Source organism: Rhodococcus sp. As11 (genome assembly GCF_048957735.1).
Taxonomy (GTDB): Bacteria; Actinomycetota; Actinomycetes; order Mycobacteriales; family Mycobacteriaceae; genus Rhodococcus; species Rhodococcus gordoniae.
This window is the reverse complement of record NZ_JARDJE010000001.1, coordinates 15832-31242: the sequence shown is the minus strand read 5'-3', so window position 1 is coordinate 31242 and position 15411 is coordinate 15832. Positions and strand designations below refer to the sequence as shown.

Annotated in this window: 16 protein-coding genes and 1 tRNA gene; 10 read left to right on the top strand and 7 right to left on the bottom strand. The window is 67.5% G+C overall.

Translation table 11 applies throughout. The features are described from left to right. Positions 1-6: 6 nt before the first annotated feature. The 5 genes from PV766_RS00170 (at position 7) to PV766_RS00150 (ending at position 3225) form a co-directional block, all read left to right on the top strand. Complete coding sequence (locus PV766_RS00170; protein ID WP_421096187.1) at positions 7-798, top strand: hypothetical protein; 792 nt, start codon at positions 7-9, stop codon at positions 796-798. A gap of 94 nt (positions 799-892) precedes the next feature. After that, positions 893-1207: an HNH endonuclease gene (locus PV766_RS00165; protein ID WP_421096186.1), complete on the top strand. Its 315-nt coding sequence runs from the start codon at positions 893-895 to the stop codon at positions 1205-1207. Between the two features lie 149 nt (positions 1208-1356). Further along, positions 1357-1659, top strand: coding sequence for a hypothetical protein (locus PV766_RS00160; RefSeq protein WP_421096185.1), 303 nt, complete (start codon positions 1357-1359; stop codon positions 1657-1659). Beyond that, entirely contained in the window at positions 1656-1874 is a 219-nt protein-coding gene (locus PV766_RS00155) for a hypothetical protein (RefSeq protein ID WP_421096184.1), read from the top strand. The genes PV766_RS00160 and PV766_RS00155 overlap by 4 nt, the downstream gene beginning before the upstream one ends. A 124-nt stretch (positions 1875-1998) precedes the next feature. Next, positions 1999-3225 carry a hypothetical protein gene (locus tag PV766_RS00150; RefSeq protein WP_421096183.1) on the top strand — a complete coding sequence of 409 codons (1227 nt, stop codon included), beginning with the start codon at positions 1999-2001 and terminating at the stop codon, positions 3223-3225. Between the two features lie 768 nt (positions 3226-3993). On the opposite strand, the gene PV766_RS00145 is transcribed toward PV766_RS00150, so the two are convergent. The 3 genes from PV766_RS00145 to PV766_RS00135 all read right to left on the bottom strand — a co-directional run bounded on the left by PV766_RS00145 (position 3994) and on the right by PV766_RS00135 (position 5227). Continuing rightward, entirely contained in the window at positions 3994-4338 is a 345-nt protein-coding gene (locus PV766_RS00145; RefSeq protein WP_006551576.1) for a hypothetical protein, read from the bottom strand. Beyond that, on the bottom strand, positions 4335-5000 hold the full coding sequence (locus tag PV766_RS00140; protein ID WP_421096182.1) for a hypothetical protein: 666 nt from the start codon (positions 4998-5000) through the stop codon (positions 4335-4337). Before PV766_RS00140 ends, PV766_RS00145 begins: the two co-directional genes overlap by 4 nt. Before the next feature lie 154 nt (positions 5001-5154). Continuing rightward, a tRNA-Arg gene (locus PV766_RS00135) sits at positions 5155-5227 on the bottom strand. A gap of 235 nt (positions 5228-5462) precedes the next feature. On the opposite strand from PV766_RS00135, the gene PV766_RS00130 reads away from it, so the two are divergent. Both PV766_RS00130 and PV766_RS00125 read left to right on the top strand, forming a co-directional pair. Then, positions 5463-6278: a M23 family metallopeptidase gene (locus PV766_RS00130; RefSeq protein WP_421096181.1), complete on the top strand. Its 816-nt coding sequence runs from the start codon at positions 5463-5465 to the stop codon at positions 6276-6278. A 110-nt stretch (positions 6279-6388) separates the two neighbouring features. Next, positions 6389-7897: a glutamate-cysteine ligase family protein gene (locus PV766_RS00125; protein ID WP_026003185.1), complete on the top strand. Its 1509-nt coding sequence runs from the start codon at positions 6389-6391 to the stop codon at positions 7895-7897. A 6-nt stretch (positions 7898-7903) separates the two neighbouring features. On the opposite strand, the gene PV766_RS00120 is transcribed toward PV766_RS00125, so the two are convergent. The 3 genes from PV766_RS00120 to PV766_RS00110 all read right to left on the bottom strand — a co-directional run bounded on the left by PV766_RS00120 (position 7904) and on the right by PV766_RS00110 (position 11990). Beyond that, the gene (locus tag PV766_RS00120; RefSeq protein WP_255162285.1) at positions 7904-10195 is read right to left on the bottom strand and encodes a M28 family peptidase; all 2292 of its coding nucleotides are present in this window, start codon (positions 10193-10195) and stop codon (positions 7904-7906) included. A 73-nt stretch (positions 10196-10268) separates the two neighbouring features. After that, entirely contained in the window at positions 10269-11492 is a 1224-nt protein-coding gene (locus tag PV766_RS00115) for a globin domain-containing protein (protein ID WP_016933682.1), read from the bottom strand. Between the two features lie 54 nt (positions 11493-11546). Beyond that, on the bottom strand, positions 11547-11990 hold the full coding sequence (locus PV766_RS00110; protein WP_016933681.1) for an RrF2 family transcriptional regulator: 444 nt from the start codon (positions 11988-11990) through the stop codon (positions 11547-11549). Positions 11991-12136: 146 nt separating this feature from the next. Here PV766_RS00110 and PV766_RS00105 point away from each other — a divergent pair, with 146 nt between their 5' ends. The 3 genes from PV766_RS00105 (at position 12137) to PV766_RS00095 (ending at position 15096) form a co-directional block, all read left to right on the top strand. Next, positions 12137-13045, top strand: coding sequence for a universal stress protein (locus tag PV766_RS00105; protein ID WP_255162287.1), 909 nt, complete (start codon positions 12137-12139; stop codon positions 13043-13045). Between the two features lie 73 nt (positions 13046-13118). Next, positions 13119-14159, top strand: a complete 1041-nt coding sequence (locus tag PV766_RS00100) for an LLM class F420-dependent oxidoreductase (protein WP_016933393.1) — start codon at positions 13119-13121, stop codon at positions 14157-14159. Between the two features lie 25 nt (positions 14160-14184). Then, positions 14185-15096, top strand: coding sequence for a universal stress protein (locus PV766_RS00095; RefSeq protein ID WP_026003122.1), 912 nt, complete (start codon positions 14185-14187; stop codon positions 15094-15096). 47 nt (positions 15097-15143) lie between these two features. Here the strand turns inward: PV766_RS00095 and PV766_RS00090 are convergent, their stop codons facing one another. Then, positions 15144-15407, bottom strand: coding sequence for a hypothetical protein (locus PV766_RS00090; RefSeq protein ID WP_129977062.1), 264 nt, complete (start codon positions 15405-15407; stop codon positions 15144-15146). Positions 15408-15411 lie beyond the last annotated feature (4 nt).

Genomic DNA, 15411 nt, shown 5'->3' with positions numbered 1-15411 from the left:
CACACCATGCTCGGAACACACCCCCTCGACACTTTCCGCGAACAGATCAACACCGTCGCAGCCGCCGGCGGCACCGTCCCCGACACCTACACCACCATCAACCAACGATGGAAGCGCTACCTCGACATCGGCCACGACACCAGCATCCTGCTCGCCGACGCGATCACCACACCAGACGACACCAGCGACCTCGCACAGCTACGGGCACTGGCCCTCGCAGAACGCTGCGGAAGCATCGAACAGGCCGACCTCACCAAAGAGCTGAAAGCCCCCGTTCTGCTCGCCCTCCGCAACGCCTACGAACCCGTCGCCGACGCGAACTACCGCACCCTCGCCGACAAGTTCACCGCCACCGCCACTGCGTTCACCAAAGCTGTGAACGCAGCAGACCCCGACCTGCCCGCCGAACAGATGGTCACCCAGTCCGAGAAGGCCCGCAAAGCCTGGACCGACGCCGCGATCCACGCCGTCGAACTCGACCAGCAACTCCCCGCACTCCGAGCAGCAGCAGTACTCGCCGGCCTCCGCGCCCACGACAACGACGCCCTGCTACCCCTCACCGTCGACACCGCAGGACACCACCGCAGGCGCCTGTGGGAAGCCTGGGAAACCAACACCGGACGCACCGGTAAGTGGGGAGCACTCGCACGCCTCGGAGCAACCATCCGAGCAGCACACCCCGACACCTTCACGCCCTACCGCCGACCCGCACCCATCGAAGTGAAGTACATGCGTGGTGAAGGCAAGTACGCCGGATCAGTACGCGTGGAGATCGACCCCGAAGACGAGATGGTCTAACACACTTCCCGCACGCCTTGCATCCGTGCGGGGAACGGGTGGGCGTCGGCTTCCCCTCCTGGACCGACGCCCACCCACCACAACCGGAGACACCATGCCGCGCCCCACAACACCACGCACCGCAACCACACGATGGAAGCGCATCAGGACACGCCTCATCCACACCCGCACACACCAATGCCACCACTGCGGAACCGCACTGGACCCCAAAGCCAAACGTGGTGAACCCGGCGCAATCGAGATCGACCACCTCATCCCATACATCGAGCGCCCCGACCTCGCACACGACCCCAACAACCTCGTCCTGTCGTGCCGGCCCTGCAACCTCGCCAAAGGCGGCAAGGCATACGGCGAACCCTTCCACGTCCCCACCACAAGCCTGCCGCTCCCCACCTCACAGCAATGGTGACCGCACAGCAGCGCCACCCCCCAGGGGCCACCTCCTCACCCCGCCCCGCTCCGCTTCCCCTTGGCGTTGAGGATCTATCCCCCCGCCGGCCAAACGCCCCGACCTATGGAGGCCCGATGAAGCCCAAACCCCCACCTGGATGCACCGCTGTGGGTCGCCGCCTGTGGAACGCGGTGCTCGATGAGTACGAACTCGACACTCACGAGGTTGCTGTCCTGCGGGAAGCGGTGCGAACCGTGGATCAGATCGAACAGCTGCAGGCTGTGGTGAAGGATGACGGCCCGATGCAGAACTCGCCGCAGGGCAGGCGCGTGCATCCTGCCGTCTCCGAACTCAGGCAGCAGCGCATCGTGTTGGCTCGTCTGCTCGCTGCTTTGAATATCCCTGCCGAGGATGCTTCTCGTCCGGTGCGTGCACCTCGAGGGGTGTACGGGATTCGGGGGTCGGCGTGAGGCGCCGGCGGATCGCCGAGGCCGGGCAGGTGCCGCCGATGCTGTGGACGTTCGACGCCGAGGATTGGTCAGGCTCGCCGGTGGAGCGGGTGCAGGCGTGGTGCGCTGCTCGCCGTGAGTGGGCGCGCACGAATCCGTGGCCGGGTGGTGCGGTGGAGATGATCGTGCAGAACCGGGCGGTGCGCCGGCAAGTGATGCACGGTGGCGACCGTTGACCCCACCCATGACCTCCCTCGACGGGGGTAGGCCGGACACCCATAGGCGTTGCTGCGCGGGTTTCCTACGAGTCTGGGGATTCGGTTCTCGCGCTCTCCCGAATCGATTCTGAGAGGACTGCTCGTGCCTGTTTCCCGTAAGCGCAAGAAGAAGGCCCGCACCCCGGAGAACTTCGACGCCTTGAACGCTGCTCTCCATGCTGCTCGGACCCGTTCGCCGCAGTTCCGTCGCCTCGCCGCGGATGTTCCCACCAAGCATGTGCCGTTGATGGTGGAGCGGATGTTCGATGAGCGGATTTACGGCACGGCGCAGTGGTTCGCCGGCGCGCTGACTCTGGCGTGGCGGAAGGTGGAAGTTCCTACGCTACGGGTGCGCCCCGACAAGTGGATTTCCATGTTCCGCACTCTGGGGTTCGTGACCTATGGCGATGTGAACGGCGTGGTGGATGAGTCGAAGCGTCCGACGGAGCCGCTGACCCTGTATCGGGGTGCACCGCCGGAGTATCGGGAGGGTCTGTCGTGGACGGACACCCCCGAACGAGCTCGCTGGTATGTGCAGGAGTGGGAGACCGGCAAACGCAACACCGGGGGCACGGTGTGGAAGTGCACCATTCCCCCTGAGAGGTTCCTCGGGTATTTCGACCGGGATCCGGTGGAGGAAATCGAGTGGGTCGCCGACGTGCGTGGCTTGCCGATCGTCGAGCACATCCCGGCCGATCGGGAGATCGTGCGTCCTCGAGTGGCAACGACCTCGGGGCGGGTGGTGATCGATCCTCGGTCGGGTCGCGAGTGGTTCGTGAAGACCCCGCCGACGATCGCGCACGCCCGCAACGAGTACGCCGCGAACCAGCTGTACGCCCTCGCGGGTGTGCCGGTACCCGAGGCGCAGTTGTCCCCGGATGGGACGCGGTACATGTCCGCGGTGATCGACGCGCAGCCGTGGTCGGAGTCGACTGTGGAGGTTCGCCGGCACTTTGCGGTGGATGCGTGGTTGGCGAACTGGGATGCCCCGGAGCCAGGGAACATCCTCATCGACGAGGCGGGCACTGCATTCCGTGTGGACGTCGGGGGTGCGTTGGATTTCCGTGCCCGTGGTGAACGCCGCAACCTCACCCCGGAGGTGTGGGAGCTCGAGACGATGCGAGATCCGGATATCTCACCGGCTGGCGCGAAGCTCTACGCGGGCCTGACCGCGGAGGAGGAGGCTGACGCGGTGCGCCGGATCATGGCTCTCGATGAGTCGGAGATCCGGGCGATGATCGCGGCCGCGGGTGTCCCTGCTCGGTTGGGGGATGTGTTGCTTGCGCGCCGCGAGTTTCTGGCGGCCCGGTATGGGGTGTCGGTTGGATAGACTGTGTTTGTAGATCGTCGATTCCCGACGCAACCCCCGTCCTCGTGACGGGGGTTGCGTCGTTTCTGCCCTACCCTCGGTGTGCCGGGTGGGGTTTTCGTCGCTCTGTGTGCGATACAGGGAGCGCTGAGAGCCACGCTGCCGTGTGTTCTCGTCTCGGGGCACCTCGGGCGTCGGTGAGTTCGGCGTGCTCGAGCGTCCCCATGAAGCGCAGCAGTGTCCGAACCTCGTCTGTGGTCATGTCAGGTTGGACGTAGAAGAGTCACGCACGGTTCCCCACTGGAGAGACATTCCGAAGCGGGCCGCTCCGCGGGCTGTGCTCAACCGCAAGGAGCACCCAAGGGTGCCGGTGTCGATGACCCCACCCCGGAAATTTCCCACGAACCACTTCCCCGTATCGCGTCAGGCCAACACCTGTAGCCACGTCACCGAATGTGAGCGTGGCTGTGCTGGACTCCCACGACGCCAGGCCTGACATCGGCGTGGAAGCGCCCCACCCGGTTGTGGGGATAGTGGAACACCGGCGGCTGCTGGTTTACGTCGGGCAGCTGGTGAAGGACGACGGATTGTGCAGAGGCTCGCGGACCGCGGCGTGCAGGGCCGTGCTGGTCTCCGCCAAGCGGACACCAGCACGACGCCAACAGGTCGGGTGCGGCGGATTGGAGTGGGCAGTTACCTCACTCATCACGGCAACAGACGAAGCAGGTGTGTCGATGAGCGACACGGTTGCCGAGGGGTACGCGGAAAGTGCGGACCCCTCGGCGCGGATCAGTCCGCGCCGGCCTGCTCGGTGATGTACCGGTATGCCGCCATGATCGCGGCTGTCACCTGCTGGAAGTCCTCGAGTTGGTCGGGGAAGATGCACAGGTCGTGGAACATTTCGCCGCCCTCCATGCCCGTCGAGTCGAACGTGATCTCGAGGGGGTCGCTGCACGGCTCGTCGTTCTCGACATAATCGAACCGCCAGATCTGGGCGGTGAAGACACCGCGGGTGACTTCGGCGAGCAGGAAGGTCTTGGAGATCTCGTCGTCTCCGTCGCCGAGCAGCAAGGTGGCGAGGTTCTGGGCGGCGGTGGGGATCGGATCGGTGAGGATGCCTTCGGGCGTGTTCACAGCGCACCGCCGTTCTCGCGCCACGTGCGGTGAATCTCGGTGAGCGTGTCGATCAGCGCGGGAATCTGGTCGGGGGTGATCGACCCGGCGCTCAACGACCCGCCGGATACGGGATCGAACAGCACGCATTCTTCGGGGTGGGCGCCGGGGGTAGAGCTGTAATAGCGGTCGTGGATGACCGTCAGTGCGTCACCGATCTGGGTTTCACTGAGGGTCACGGAACCGCCGTCAGGGTCGAGGCTGGCAAGAATCTCTTCGGGTGTGTTCTTCATGCCTCTACCATCCAGTGTGCTGACGCCGACAACCTGGCTGATCTGCGGGTTTTTCGTGACGTCGCGGAAAAGGGTGTGCGGCTGTGGCACCCCCTCGATATGCAACTCGTCGACCCAGATGCAGCACTCGAACTCCGGTGCCCCATCGAGTTCGGCGAGGACGACGTGAGCGCAGCGGCGTCCGTCGTGTTCGTGGTAGCCAAGGACCGCTGAGATCCGCTCGAGTGGGGTAGCGCGCAGGAACGGGACGATGGTTGCTGCGCTGGCGACGTACCAGCCGTGTTCGATGGCGACTTTCATGCCGAGCATGGGCAGCCCGTAGAGGAGGGCGAAGCCGAGGAGGGGGACGAGAACGCACAGTGCGCGCTCTACGATGGTCTGACGGTTCATCGGAAGCATCTCCGTTGGGCCGAGGCCCTGGATTCGGGAGGGAAGCCCGATCCGGGGCCGTTCTGTATCGGCTCCAAGACAGACGATTCTGCACGGATTCTGCACGTGCTCTACAGTCAGAGCCAGATACCAGCCCTGACGTGCAGAGATGTTGTGCCCCCGGCAGGATTCGAACCTGCGACACCCGCTTTAGGAGAGCGGTGCTCTATCCCCTGAGCTACGGAGGCGTCCGGCCGGGCGGAGCCGACCTCTGCGCGTTGTGAGTGTAGCCGCCGGCCCGCTGCCGTAACCAAGCGCCCGCTCCCGGGCCTCGCCGGAGGGAGCATACGACCTGCAGGTTCCCGCCGATTGAGATCAAGGAAAGGTAACTCTGGCCTTTCCCTATATCGTTTTGTTACCTTGGGTCGCCAGGAACGGCCGGGGGATACCCGGTCGAAGTCGGGACGAAACAAGGGACACACTGTGGGACGCCATCAGCGCACACGCGAAGACGCAGCATTCGACCTCGAACCGATTCGCGTGCCGTCCTCCGGCAAGGGTCGCCACCGTGTCGAGCCCACCGGGACGTCCGCTCCGGTCAAGGCCGCCACCGTCGCCGCAGCCACGGGTGCATTCTTCGCCGTGGGCTCGCAGATCGGCGCCGGTACTGCAGCCGCGCATCCCGGCCACGACCACGTCCAGGCCGAGGCTCCCTCTCTTCCCTTCGAGCTTCCTGCGGGTCTGCTGCCCGAGGGTGTCGAGATCCCGGCGATTCCCGGTGTCACCACCCCGGCCGAGCAGGGTGCGCCCGAGCTCCCCGCCGAGGTCACCGACTTCCTCGATCAGTTCTCGGGTCCCGGCTGGCTCGACCAGCTCAACCCGGCTGCACCTTCCGCTGTCCAGCCCGTCTCCGGCACCCTCACCTCCGACTGGGGTCCGCGCTGGGGTACGCACCACGGCGGCATCGACATCGCAGCGCCGATCGGCACGCCCATCAAGTCCGCCGCCGACGGCACCGTTCTCGACGCCGGGCCGGCTTCCGGCTTCGGTCAGTGGGTCCGCGTCCTCAACGACGACGGCACCACCGCCGTCTACGGTCACGTGAGCACCTACCAGGTTTCCGCCGGGCAGCGGGTCAACGCCGGCCAGCAGATCGCGACCGTCGGCAACGAGGGCTGGTCCACCGGCCCGCACCTGCACTTCGAGGTGTGGGACACCGCCGGCACCAAGATCAACCCCAATGCGTGGCTGAGCGATCGCGGTGTGGTCACCGACTGGGGCGGATACCGCGCCGTCTGATCTCACCGGGTCGTCCGATCCGACCCGACGGCGAGTCGTCCGATCCCACCCGACCGAGAGTCGCGCGCTAGGCTTGGCTCGACCGACTGCACGCCGACCCGGGGGTTCCATTGGGAGCTGAGATATCTGCTCGTTCGTTCACCGGGGAAGACCGGCGGATGTTCCGCAGCAAGGTTCGCGACTGCATGAAGGCGCTCGAGCGGATGCTCCGGGAGGACGTCTTCGTCGATGTGCACTCGTCGCCCGAACCTCATCTCGGCATGGAGATCGAGTTCAACCTCGTCCGCGACGACATGTCGCCCGCGATGTCGAACCTCGAGGTACTGCAGGCGATCGACGACCATGCGGTCTTCCAGACCGAACTCGGCCAGTTCAACGTCGAGATGAACGTCGAACCGCGGCGCCTCACGGGCGACGAACCGTTCGAACTCGAGGATTCGCTGCGTTCGTCGCTGCGCCGTGCCGACGATCGGATGCACCGGCACGACGCGCAGTTGGTGATGATCGGCATGCTGCCGACGCTCGAACTCGACGATCTCGAACTGGGTCGCATCACTGCCAATCCCCGCTACGAAGCGCTCAACGACCAGATCTTCGCGGCACGCGGTGAGGACATCGAACTCGATCTCGACGGCGTGCCCCTCCCCGGCAGCGATGTCGTGGAAACCCTTCGCGCGGATATGAACTCGGTGGTCCCTGAAGCTGCCTGCACGTCTCTGCAGTTGCATCTGCGGGTCGCGCCGGAGGATTTCGCGACCCATTGGAACGCTGCCCAGTGCCTGGCGGGAGCCCAGGTCGCGCTCGCGGCGAACTCACCCTTCCTCGCCGGTAAGGCGCTGTGGCACGAAAGTCGGATCCCGCTGTTCGCGCAGGCCACCGATACACGTCCGCTCGAACTGCGGAACCAGGGTGTCCGTCCCCGGGTGTGGTTCGGCGAGCGGTGGATCGACTCCGCCCTCGACCTGTTCGAGGAGAATTCCCGCTACTTCACGGCGCTCCTGCCGGAGATCTCGGACGTCGATCCGATGGCCGAACTCGACGCCGGCCGGGTTCCCGAGCTGCGCGAACTGCAGATGCACAACGGCACCATCTACCGGTGGAACCGCCCCGTCTACGACATCAGCGACGGCCATCCACACCTGCGTGTCGAGAACCGTGTGCTCCCGGCGGGTCCGACCGTTCTCGACACGATGGCCAACGCCGCCTTCTACTACGGGACGCTGCGCGCTCTGGCCGACGCCGACGAGCCGCTCTGGCGCGACCTCAGCTTCGACGCCGCGGAACGCAATCTGGTCCTGGGCGCGAAGTTCGGGCTCGACGCGAAGCTGTACTGGCCGCGGACCGGATGGGTCGGCGCCGACGAACTCGTTCTGCGGTGCCTGTTGCCGCTCGCGCACAAGGGTCTCGACGCCTACGGGTTGTCGTCGGCGGTCCGGGATCGTTACCTCGGGATCGTCGAACGGCGTGCCTCGAGTCGGCAGACCGGTGCGGCATGGCAACGCCGACAGGTGGCCCGGCGCGAGGCCGCCGGTGAGGATCGGCGCGTGGCGCTCCTGGGGATGATGCAGGACTACGTGCAGAACATGCGGACCGGCACGCCCGTTCACGAGTGGGAGTGACATCCCCTACAAGCGCAAGGTCCGTGTCACGGCCACCGTCGGTTGCACGATGACACGGTCGGTGGGCGGTACGAATCCGGGTACGACGCCGAGATCGTCACCGAGATCGACCACCCGGACGCCGAGATGGTTCTCGCGCATGCTCAGCGTCAGATCCACCTCGATCCCGTCGGGGCCGGGAGCCCAGAACAGGAAACCGAATCTGTCGGACGGTTCGGCGCGGAAACCGTCCACCGTCGCGCCGTGGACGTGGGCCGTCGTGCTGTCGATCCACAATCCGACGGCCTGGGCGTCCCGCGGTGAGGTCAGCCGCAGCCGGATCTCCCGCGCGCTCCCGCCGATCGTGTCCTCGAGGATCTCGACCTCGGGCGCTTCGAGATCGGCGACCGGGGCGGGCCCGCGATACATCGGACGGTCCTCCCGCCACGGGAACGCGGCGGGAAGCGGTTCGGGACCGCTGGTGAGCAAATCTCGGCTCCAGTCGGAGCGCGGACCGTCGGGCGACCCCCACACTGCGGCGCCCCGGTCGGCGTCGAGCGAGTACCAGAGGTATTCCTGCCGGGGATCGGTCGCTCCGTCCCGGTTGAGGTGACCGGCCAGCAGCGTGCACACCACGACGAGCACCACGGTGCCCGTCGCGCAGGTCACGAACCCCCGCGTGGTCGCCGGGAGCGGCTCGCACAGCGGGAGCACCGCGGCGAAGACGAATGCGACGAACAGACCGGCCACCGGTGCCCCGTACAGAAGGCCCGCGTCGAACGACACCAGCACGGCGGGCAGACCGAAGATCAGGGACCCGAGCGCGCCCAGCGTCGTCGCGACGAGCGGCCACACCGTGTCGCGTTGCGGGAGCAACAGCGCCACCAGCAGCCCCAGCGCCGACGGCAACGTGAGCACCGACAGTGTCAGCGGCACACCGGGGAAGGGGATACCGATCAGCGAAAGTATCGCGACGAGCACGAATGCTCCGCACGTGAGGGCGGCGACCGGACGACCGCGGCCCCACCACGATCGGATGACGACCAGTACGCCGAGGGCTGCGACGACCGCGGCGAACTGGAAGACGCCGGGCCGGTAGGGCTCGTCGGCGACCGGTGCGGCCATGCCCGGATCGAGGATCTGCGCGACCCACCACGGCAACCATGCTGCCCCCGCGGCGAGCGCGGCGGCGAGCAGGGACACGGCGACGGCGGTGCCGACCTGCCAGGCCGACGTCTCACCGCGGCGCACGCGCAGGGCGACGAGCGCCGCCACGACACCGCCGAGGACGACCGATCCGACGATCTCGGCCCAGCGCGGCATGTGGAGAAGTCCCCACGGCGCGGTGGTCACCACCTGGGCTCCGCCGTCGTCGACGGCCGTGAGATCGGACGCGGCGAGTGCGCGGGCGGTCGCGAGGGAAGTCTCGCCCATGTGTTGCAGCGACGTCCGGCTGAGACGGTCGGGGGTGTCGAGAGGGCTGTGGTAGTACGCCGATCCCGCCGAGATCGCGGTGTCGAGGGCGTGATGGCCGCTCTCGGCGAAACGACGGAAGTCGGTGTCGTTCGGCAGCGCTTCGAAGATCAGCTCGGTGAGGGAATCCGCATGCGCTCCGGGCGCTCCGGCCAGGTTGTCGATCAGGACGCCGTTGGGAGAGGTGATCCGGAAGGTGGTCGGCGTGCCCGCGTTCCCGCGGGCCTCGTGATTGAGGACGACGACGGGTCCCGCTCGCACGGACTGTGTGCCGACGAACCGGTGGGCGCCGAGCAGGCCGTTCTCCTCGCCGTCGGTGAGCAGCACGACGACGTCGTTCCGCGGGGGAGGTCCGGCGTCGATCGCGCGTGCGGCCTCCAGGACCGTACCGACGCCGATCCCGTCGTCGCCGGCGCCGGGAGAGCCCCGGACCGTGTCGTAATGCGCGACGAGCATGACGGTGCCGGTGGGATCGGTACCGTCCAGGGTCGCCGTGATGTTCTGCACGCGGGCACCGCGTTGGGTCGCCTCCTCGGGCCGTGCCATCCATCCGACGCCGGAGTCGACGCGGGTGGTCCAGCCGAGTTCGTCGAGGACGCCCACGAGGTGGTCGCGGGCAGCGGTGTGGGCGGTCGAGCCGAGCGGACGTGGGGCCGTCGCGATCGCATCGATGTGTTCGCCGGCGCGGGCGGCGCTGAAGACGTCGGCGGGGGCGTCGGTTCCGAGCGGTTCGCCGGAGCCGGGGACCAGGGCGACGAGGCCGGCCACGACCAGTACGCCGAGCAGTGCGAGTACGTGGCCGAAACGGGACGGGGCCGGGTGGCGAACAACCGCGGCGGAGTCCATGGGTGCAGCCTAGTCGCGACTGCAGCGGTGCCCCGGCAGACTCGGCCGGGGCACCGCGATCGGATCGGCCGGATCAGGAGGCAGGCGCCCAGCTGTCGGGTCCGAACACCTCGTAGTGGATGTTCTCCGCCGGAACGTTGCGCTCGATCAGGGCTTCGCGCAGCGAGAGCATGAACGGCAGCGGGCCGCACAGGTAGGCCTGGGTCTTCGGATCGAGCGGCAGATCCGAGATGTCGGCGCGTCCGATGCGGACGGTCTCGAGTGGCTCGCGGTTGCCGAGATCCTCGTACCAGCGGTACAGCTGGGCCGAAGGAATCTTCTCGGCGAGGGTCTCGAGTTCGCGGCGGTGGGCGTGGCTCGCGACGGAGCGGTCGGCGTGGAGGACCGCGACGGGACGCTCGTCGCCGACGCCGGCGAGGTGATCGAGCATGCCGATCATCGGGGTGCAGCCGATGCCGGCCGACGCCAGCAGGATCGGGGTCTCGTCCTCGGTGAGGACGAGATCGCCGAAAGGAGTGGTGACCTGAAGTTCGTCGCCTTCGAAGACGTTGTTGTACAGGAAGTTCGATACTTCGCCGGCGGGGAGCACGGTGCCGTCGGTTGCGGTGGTCTGCAGCACCCGCTTGACGGTGATCCGCCAGTCGCCCTTGGCAGGTGCGCTCGACAGGCTGTACTGACGGATCTGCCGGGCGCCGTCGGGGAGATGGACGCCGACCGAGAGGTACTGGCCCGGGCGGAAGGTGGGCAGCGGGGAGCCGTCGAGTGAGGTGAGGACGAACGAGACGGTGTCGGCGGACTGGTGCACGCGGTCGGCGACGCGGACGGTGCGCCAGACGTCGCCGGTCTCGACACCCGCGGCCCGGTACAGATCGGCCTCCATCGAGATGAGAGTGTCGGCCATCAGCCAGTACAGCTCGTCCCATGCCTTCGCGACCTCGGGCGTGACCGCGTCTCCGAGGATTTCGACGATCGCCTCGAAGAGGTGCTTGTGGACGATCCAGTATTCGTCGGGCTTGATGCCGAGCGAGGCGTGCTTGTGGGCGATGCGGGACAGGATCGCCTCGACACGTGCGGGATCGGGATCGAGCTGGAGCGTCGCGAAGGCCGCGATGGATCCGGCGAGGGCCTTCTGCTGCTCACCCTGCTTCTGGTTGCCGCGGTTGAACAGGTCGCGTTCGAGTTCGGGGTGGGCGGCGAACATCTTGCTGTAGAACAGCGGGGTGATGTCGCCGATGGCGGCTCCCACCGCCGGAAGGGTCGCGGCGATGACGTCCTTGGATTCGGGTGAGAGCGGCATGGTGTGTCTCCTCGTGTGTGTCGTGACGGGCTGCACCGGCGGCCTCGCCGTGGGTCAGCGGCCGGTGGGTGGTTCGAGGGTGAGCAGGACAGGGCCGGCGTCAGGGGTCGCCAGGTCGGCGATCGTGACGTCGTCGAGAGCGGCGTAGAAGGCGTCCTGTGCGGCACGCAGCTTCGAGCGCAGGTTGCAGCCGTGACGCAGGGGGCACGGCTTCGCTCCTTCGCACTCGACGACTTCTTCTTCACCTTCGAGGGCTCGGGTGAGCCATCCGAGGCTCGCCGTGCGGCCGAGTTCGGTGATGGCCAGGCCTCCGCCGCGTCCGCGGCGGGTGGTGACCACTCCGAGCTCGCCGAGCCGGGCGACGACCTTCGTCGTATGTGCGTACGACAAGTCGAGCTGGTCTGCAATCGTTCTGGTACCGGGCATACTCCCCGCCGGGCCGGCGACGAGATGCATCACAACTCTCAGTCCGAGATCGGTGAACCGGGTGAGTTGCATGGCCCTACGCTAGTAAATTCGCATCCGCGATGACAATTTTATGTGACGCAGATCGCTGTCGATGGAATGCATTGCAACCGAAGGAATCTCGACACGATGACCAAAGTCCGTATCCGGGCGTACCGGATCCGGCTAGCCTCACGGATGTGAAACCTCTCGGTGAAGCACCCCGCGACCACAACCACGTGACCGTCGGTGCGGACGGTTCCCCGGCCTCCGAGCGCGCGGTGAGGTGGGCGGCCGCCACCGCGGCCGGCCGGAAGATCCCACTGCACCTCGTCCACGCGGTGGACTTCGCGCCGTCGGGCTGGACGAAACTTCCCTTCTTCCGCCCCTCGCAGGTCTTCGAGTGGAGCGAGGCCGAGGCCCAGGCACTCCTGAAGGAGGCTGCAGAGACCGCCGAGGCGGTGGCGCCGGACCTCGAGATCACCGCCGAGCTCGCCCTCACCGGAAGCGCCAAGTGGCTCGTCGAACTGTCCCGCACGTCGCGCATGATCGTCCTCGGGGCCACCGGCGGCACCAAGCTGGGGGAGGCGTTCCTCGGTTCCACCCCGGTCGCCGTCGCCGGTCATGCCGAGTGCCCGGTCGTCGTGGTGCGGGGACCGGAAGGGCCCGTCCCCGACGAGCGACCCGTCGTCGTCGGCGTGGACGGCAGCCCCGCGAGCCGCCGGGCGGTCGATCTGGCGTTCGAGGAGGCATCCTGGCGCAGGGTCGACCTCGTCGCCGTCCACGTCTGGAGCGACCTGAAGGTCGGGGAGATCGACGAGTCGCCCCTCGACTTCGATCCCCGCGCGTTCGAGGAGTACGAGCACTCCCTGCTGTCCGAGTGCCTCGCGGGCTACGGCGAGCGCTATCCGGACGTGACGGTCCACCGGAAGGTCTACGTCGACGGCCCCCGCGCCCATCTGCAGTCCTGGAGCGAGAAAGCCCAGCTCGTCGTGGTAGGGACCCGCGGCAGGGGCGGCTTCAAGGGGATGGTGCTCGGTTCTACCGGAAACGCGCTCATGCGCGAGGCGCGCTGCCCGGTGATGGTGGTGCGACCGGTCACCTCCTGACGGCGGTAGTGTGCGGGGCACGTGGACGATCGCGCCCCCGAACGGGGGTGTGCAGCAGGGACGAAGGTGGCGCATGCGCATCGGGATGGGACTGAACTACAGCGGAGGTTTCGCGGAGACCGCGGCGGAGGTGGCCGACCTGGAGAAGGCCGGCCTCGACATCGTGTTCGTGCCCGAGGCCTATTCGTTCGACGCGGTGAGCCAGCTCGGCTATCTGGCGGCGAAGACCTCGCGCGTCGAACTCGCCTCCGGCATCCTCCAGTTGTTCACCCGGACACCCACGCTCACCGCCATGACGGCGGCCGGTCTGGACTTCGTCTCCGACGGCCGATTCGTGCTCGGTATCGGCGCGTCGGGCCCTCAGGTCATCGAAGGTTTCCACGGCGTTCCCTACAACGCGCCGCTGGGACGCACCCGTGAAATCGTCGACATCTGCCGGCAGGTGTGGCGCCGCGAGAAGGTGGACCACCAGGGCAAGTACTATCAGATCCCGCTGCCCGAAGACCGCGGCACCGGACTCGGCAAGCCGCTGAAGATCATCAACAAGCCTGTGCGCGAACGTATCCCGATCATCATCGCGTCGCTCGGCCCGAAGAACGTCGAGATGACCGCCGAGATCGCCGAGGGCTGGCAGCCGCTGTTCTACTACCCGGAGAAGGCCGCCGACGTGTGGGGCGAATCGATCGCGAAGGGCAAGGCCAAGCGCGATCCCGCACTCGGCGACCTGCAGATCTACGCGCAGACCCCGCTCGCCATCGGCGACGACGTCGACCACATGCTCGACTGGGTCCGGCCCATGGTCGCGCTGTACGTCGGCGGCATGGGCGCCAAGGGCAAGAACTTCTACAACGACCTCGCCATCCGGTACGGCTACGCGAAGGAAGCCGAGACCATCCAGGAGCTGTACCTGGCCGGCAAGAAGGACGAGGCGGCCGCAGCGGTGCCCCTCGAACTGCTCCGCTCGATCTCCCTGATCGGCCCGGAGGGCTTCGTGCGCGAACGCATCGCGGCCTTCGCGGAAGCCGGGGTCACCACCCTCAACGTCACCCCGTTCGCGGCCGACACCGCCGGGCGTGTGCGACTGATCGAGCAGCTGCGGCAGATCTGCGGCTGACCCACCGAGAAAGGTTCCGCGTGCGATGACCGAGAACAAGCCGATCGTCGTGGCCGTCGACGGATCCGACGCGTCCACCACCGCGGTGAGCTGGGCGGCACGGGCGGCGGCGATCCGCGGCCTGCCGTTGCGCATCGTCACCGTCGTGCACATCCCCGCCTTCTACTACTCCGAGCCCTACCTCGCGCAGAGCTTCCACGAGGAGATGAAGGCAACCGCTCGCGACCGCCTCGACAGCGCGGCCGCGCTCGCCCGGCAGATCATCGACGAGAACCGCCACGGGAACGTCGAGGTCACCACCGCGCAGCTCGAAGGCAAGGTCGTTCCCACGCTCATCGCCGAGGCCGACCACGCGGATCGGCTCGTCGTCGGCTCACGCGGCCTCGGTGAGGTGAAGGGTCTGCTCGCCGGGTCGGTCTCCACGGCGGTCGTCTCGCACGCGAAGGCGCCCGTCGTGGTGGTGCGGGGTCGTACGCTCGACGGCGCTCCGCCGGCGGAAGGGCCCGTCGTGGTCGGTGTCGACGGATCGGTCTCGTGCCGCGACGCGGTGGAGGTCGCGTTCGAGGAGGCATCCGCGCGCGGTGCGACGCTCGTTGCGGTGAACGTGTGGAGCGACGTGAGCGTGCAACCGTCGCTCGGGGCCGTCCCCGACGACCCGCACTGGAGCCGGATCCAGACCGGTGAGGAGGTCGTGCTCGCCGAGCGTCTCGCCGGTTATCAGGAGCGGTATCCGGACGTCGCCGTCGAGCGTGTCGTCGCGCGCGACCGGCCGGTGCGGGTGCTCAGCGAATATGCCGAAGCTGCACAGCTTCTCGTGGTCGGAACCCGCGGCCGCGGCGGATTCAAGGGACTGCTGCTGGGGTCCACCAGCAACGCGCTGATCCAGACCGCCGACTGCCCGGTCCTCGTCGTACGTTCGACCGAGACCGAGGACTGATGCGGGTTGGGGCGTCGGCCGAAGTCGTCGACGCCCCGACCGAGGCGTCAGCCGAAGTCGTCGACGCCACCTTCGCGCAGTTCCCGCCATGCGTCGGCCGGGTGTACGCCGCGGCTGACCGCCCCGTTCTCGATGAGCACTCCGAGCATCTGCGAGAGCAGGAACGCGACGTCCTCGAGGCGTCCGCTCTCGTAGCGGGCGGTCAGCCAGCCCGAGACATTGCCGGCCTTGGCGGCCTGCGCCATGTCCAGGGCCGTGCGGAACAACTCGCGGGTCGGATCGTCGACCGGCTGCTCGGTCGGTGCACTCATCGTC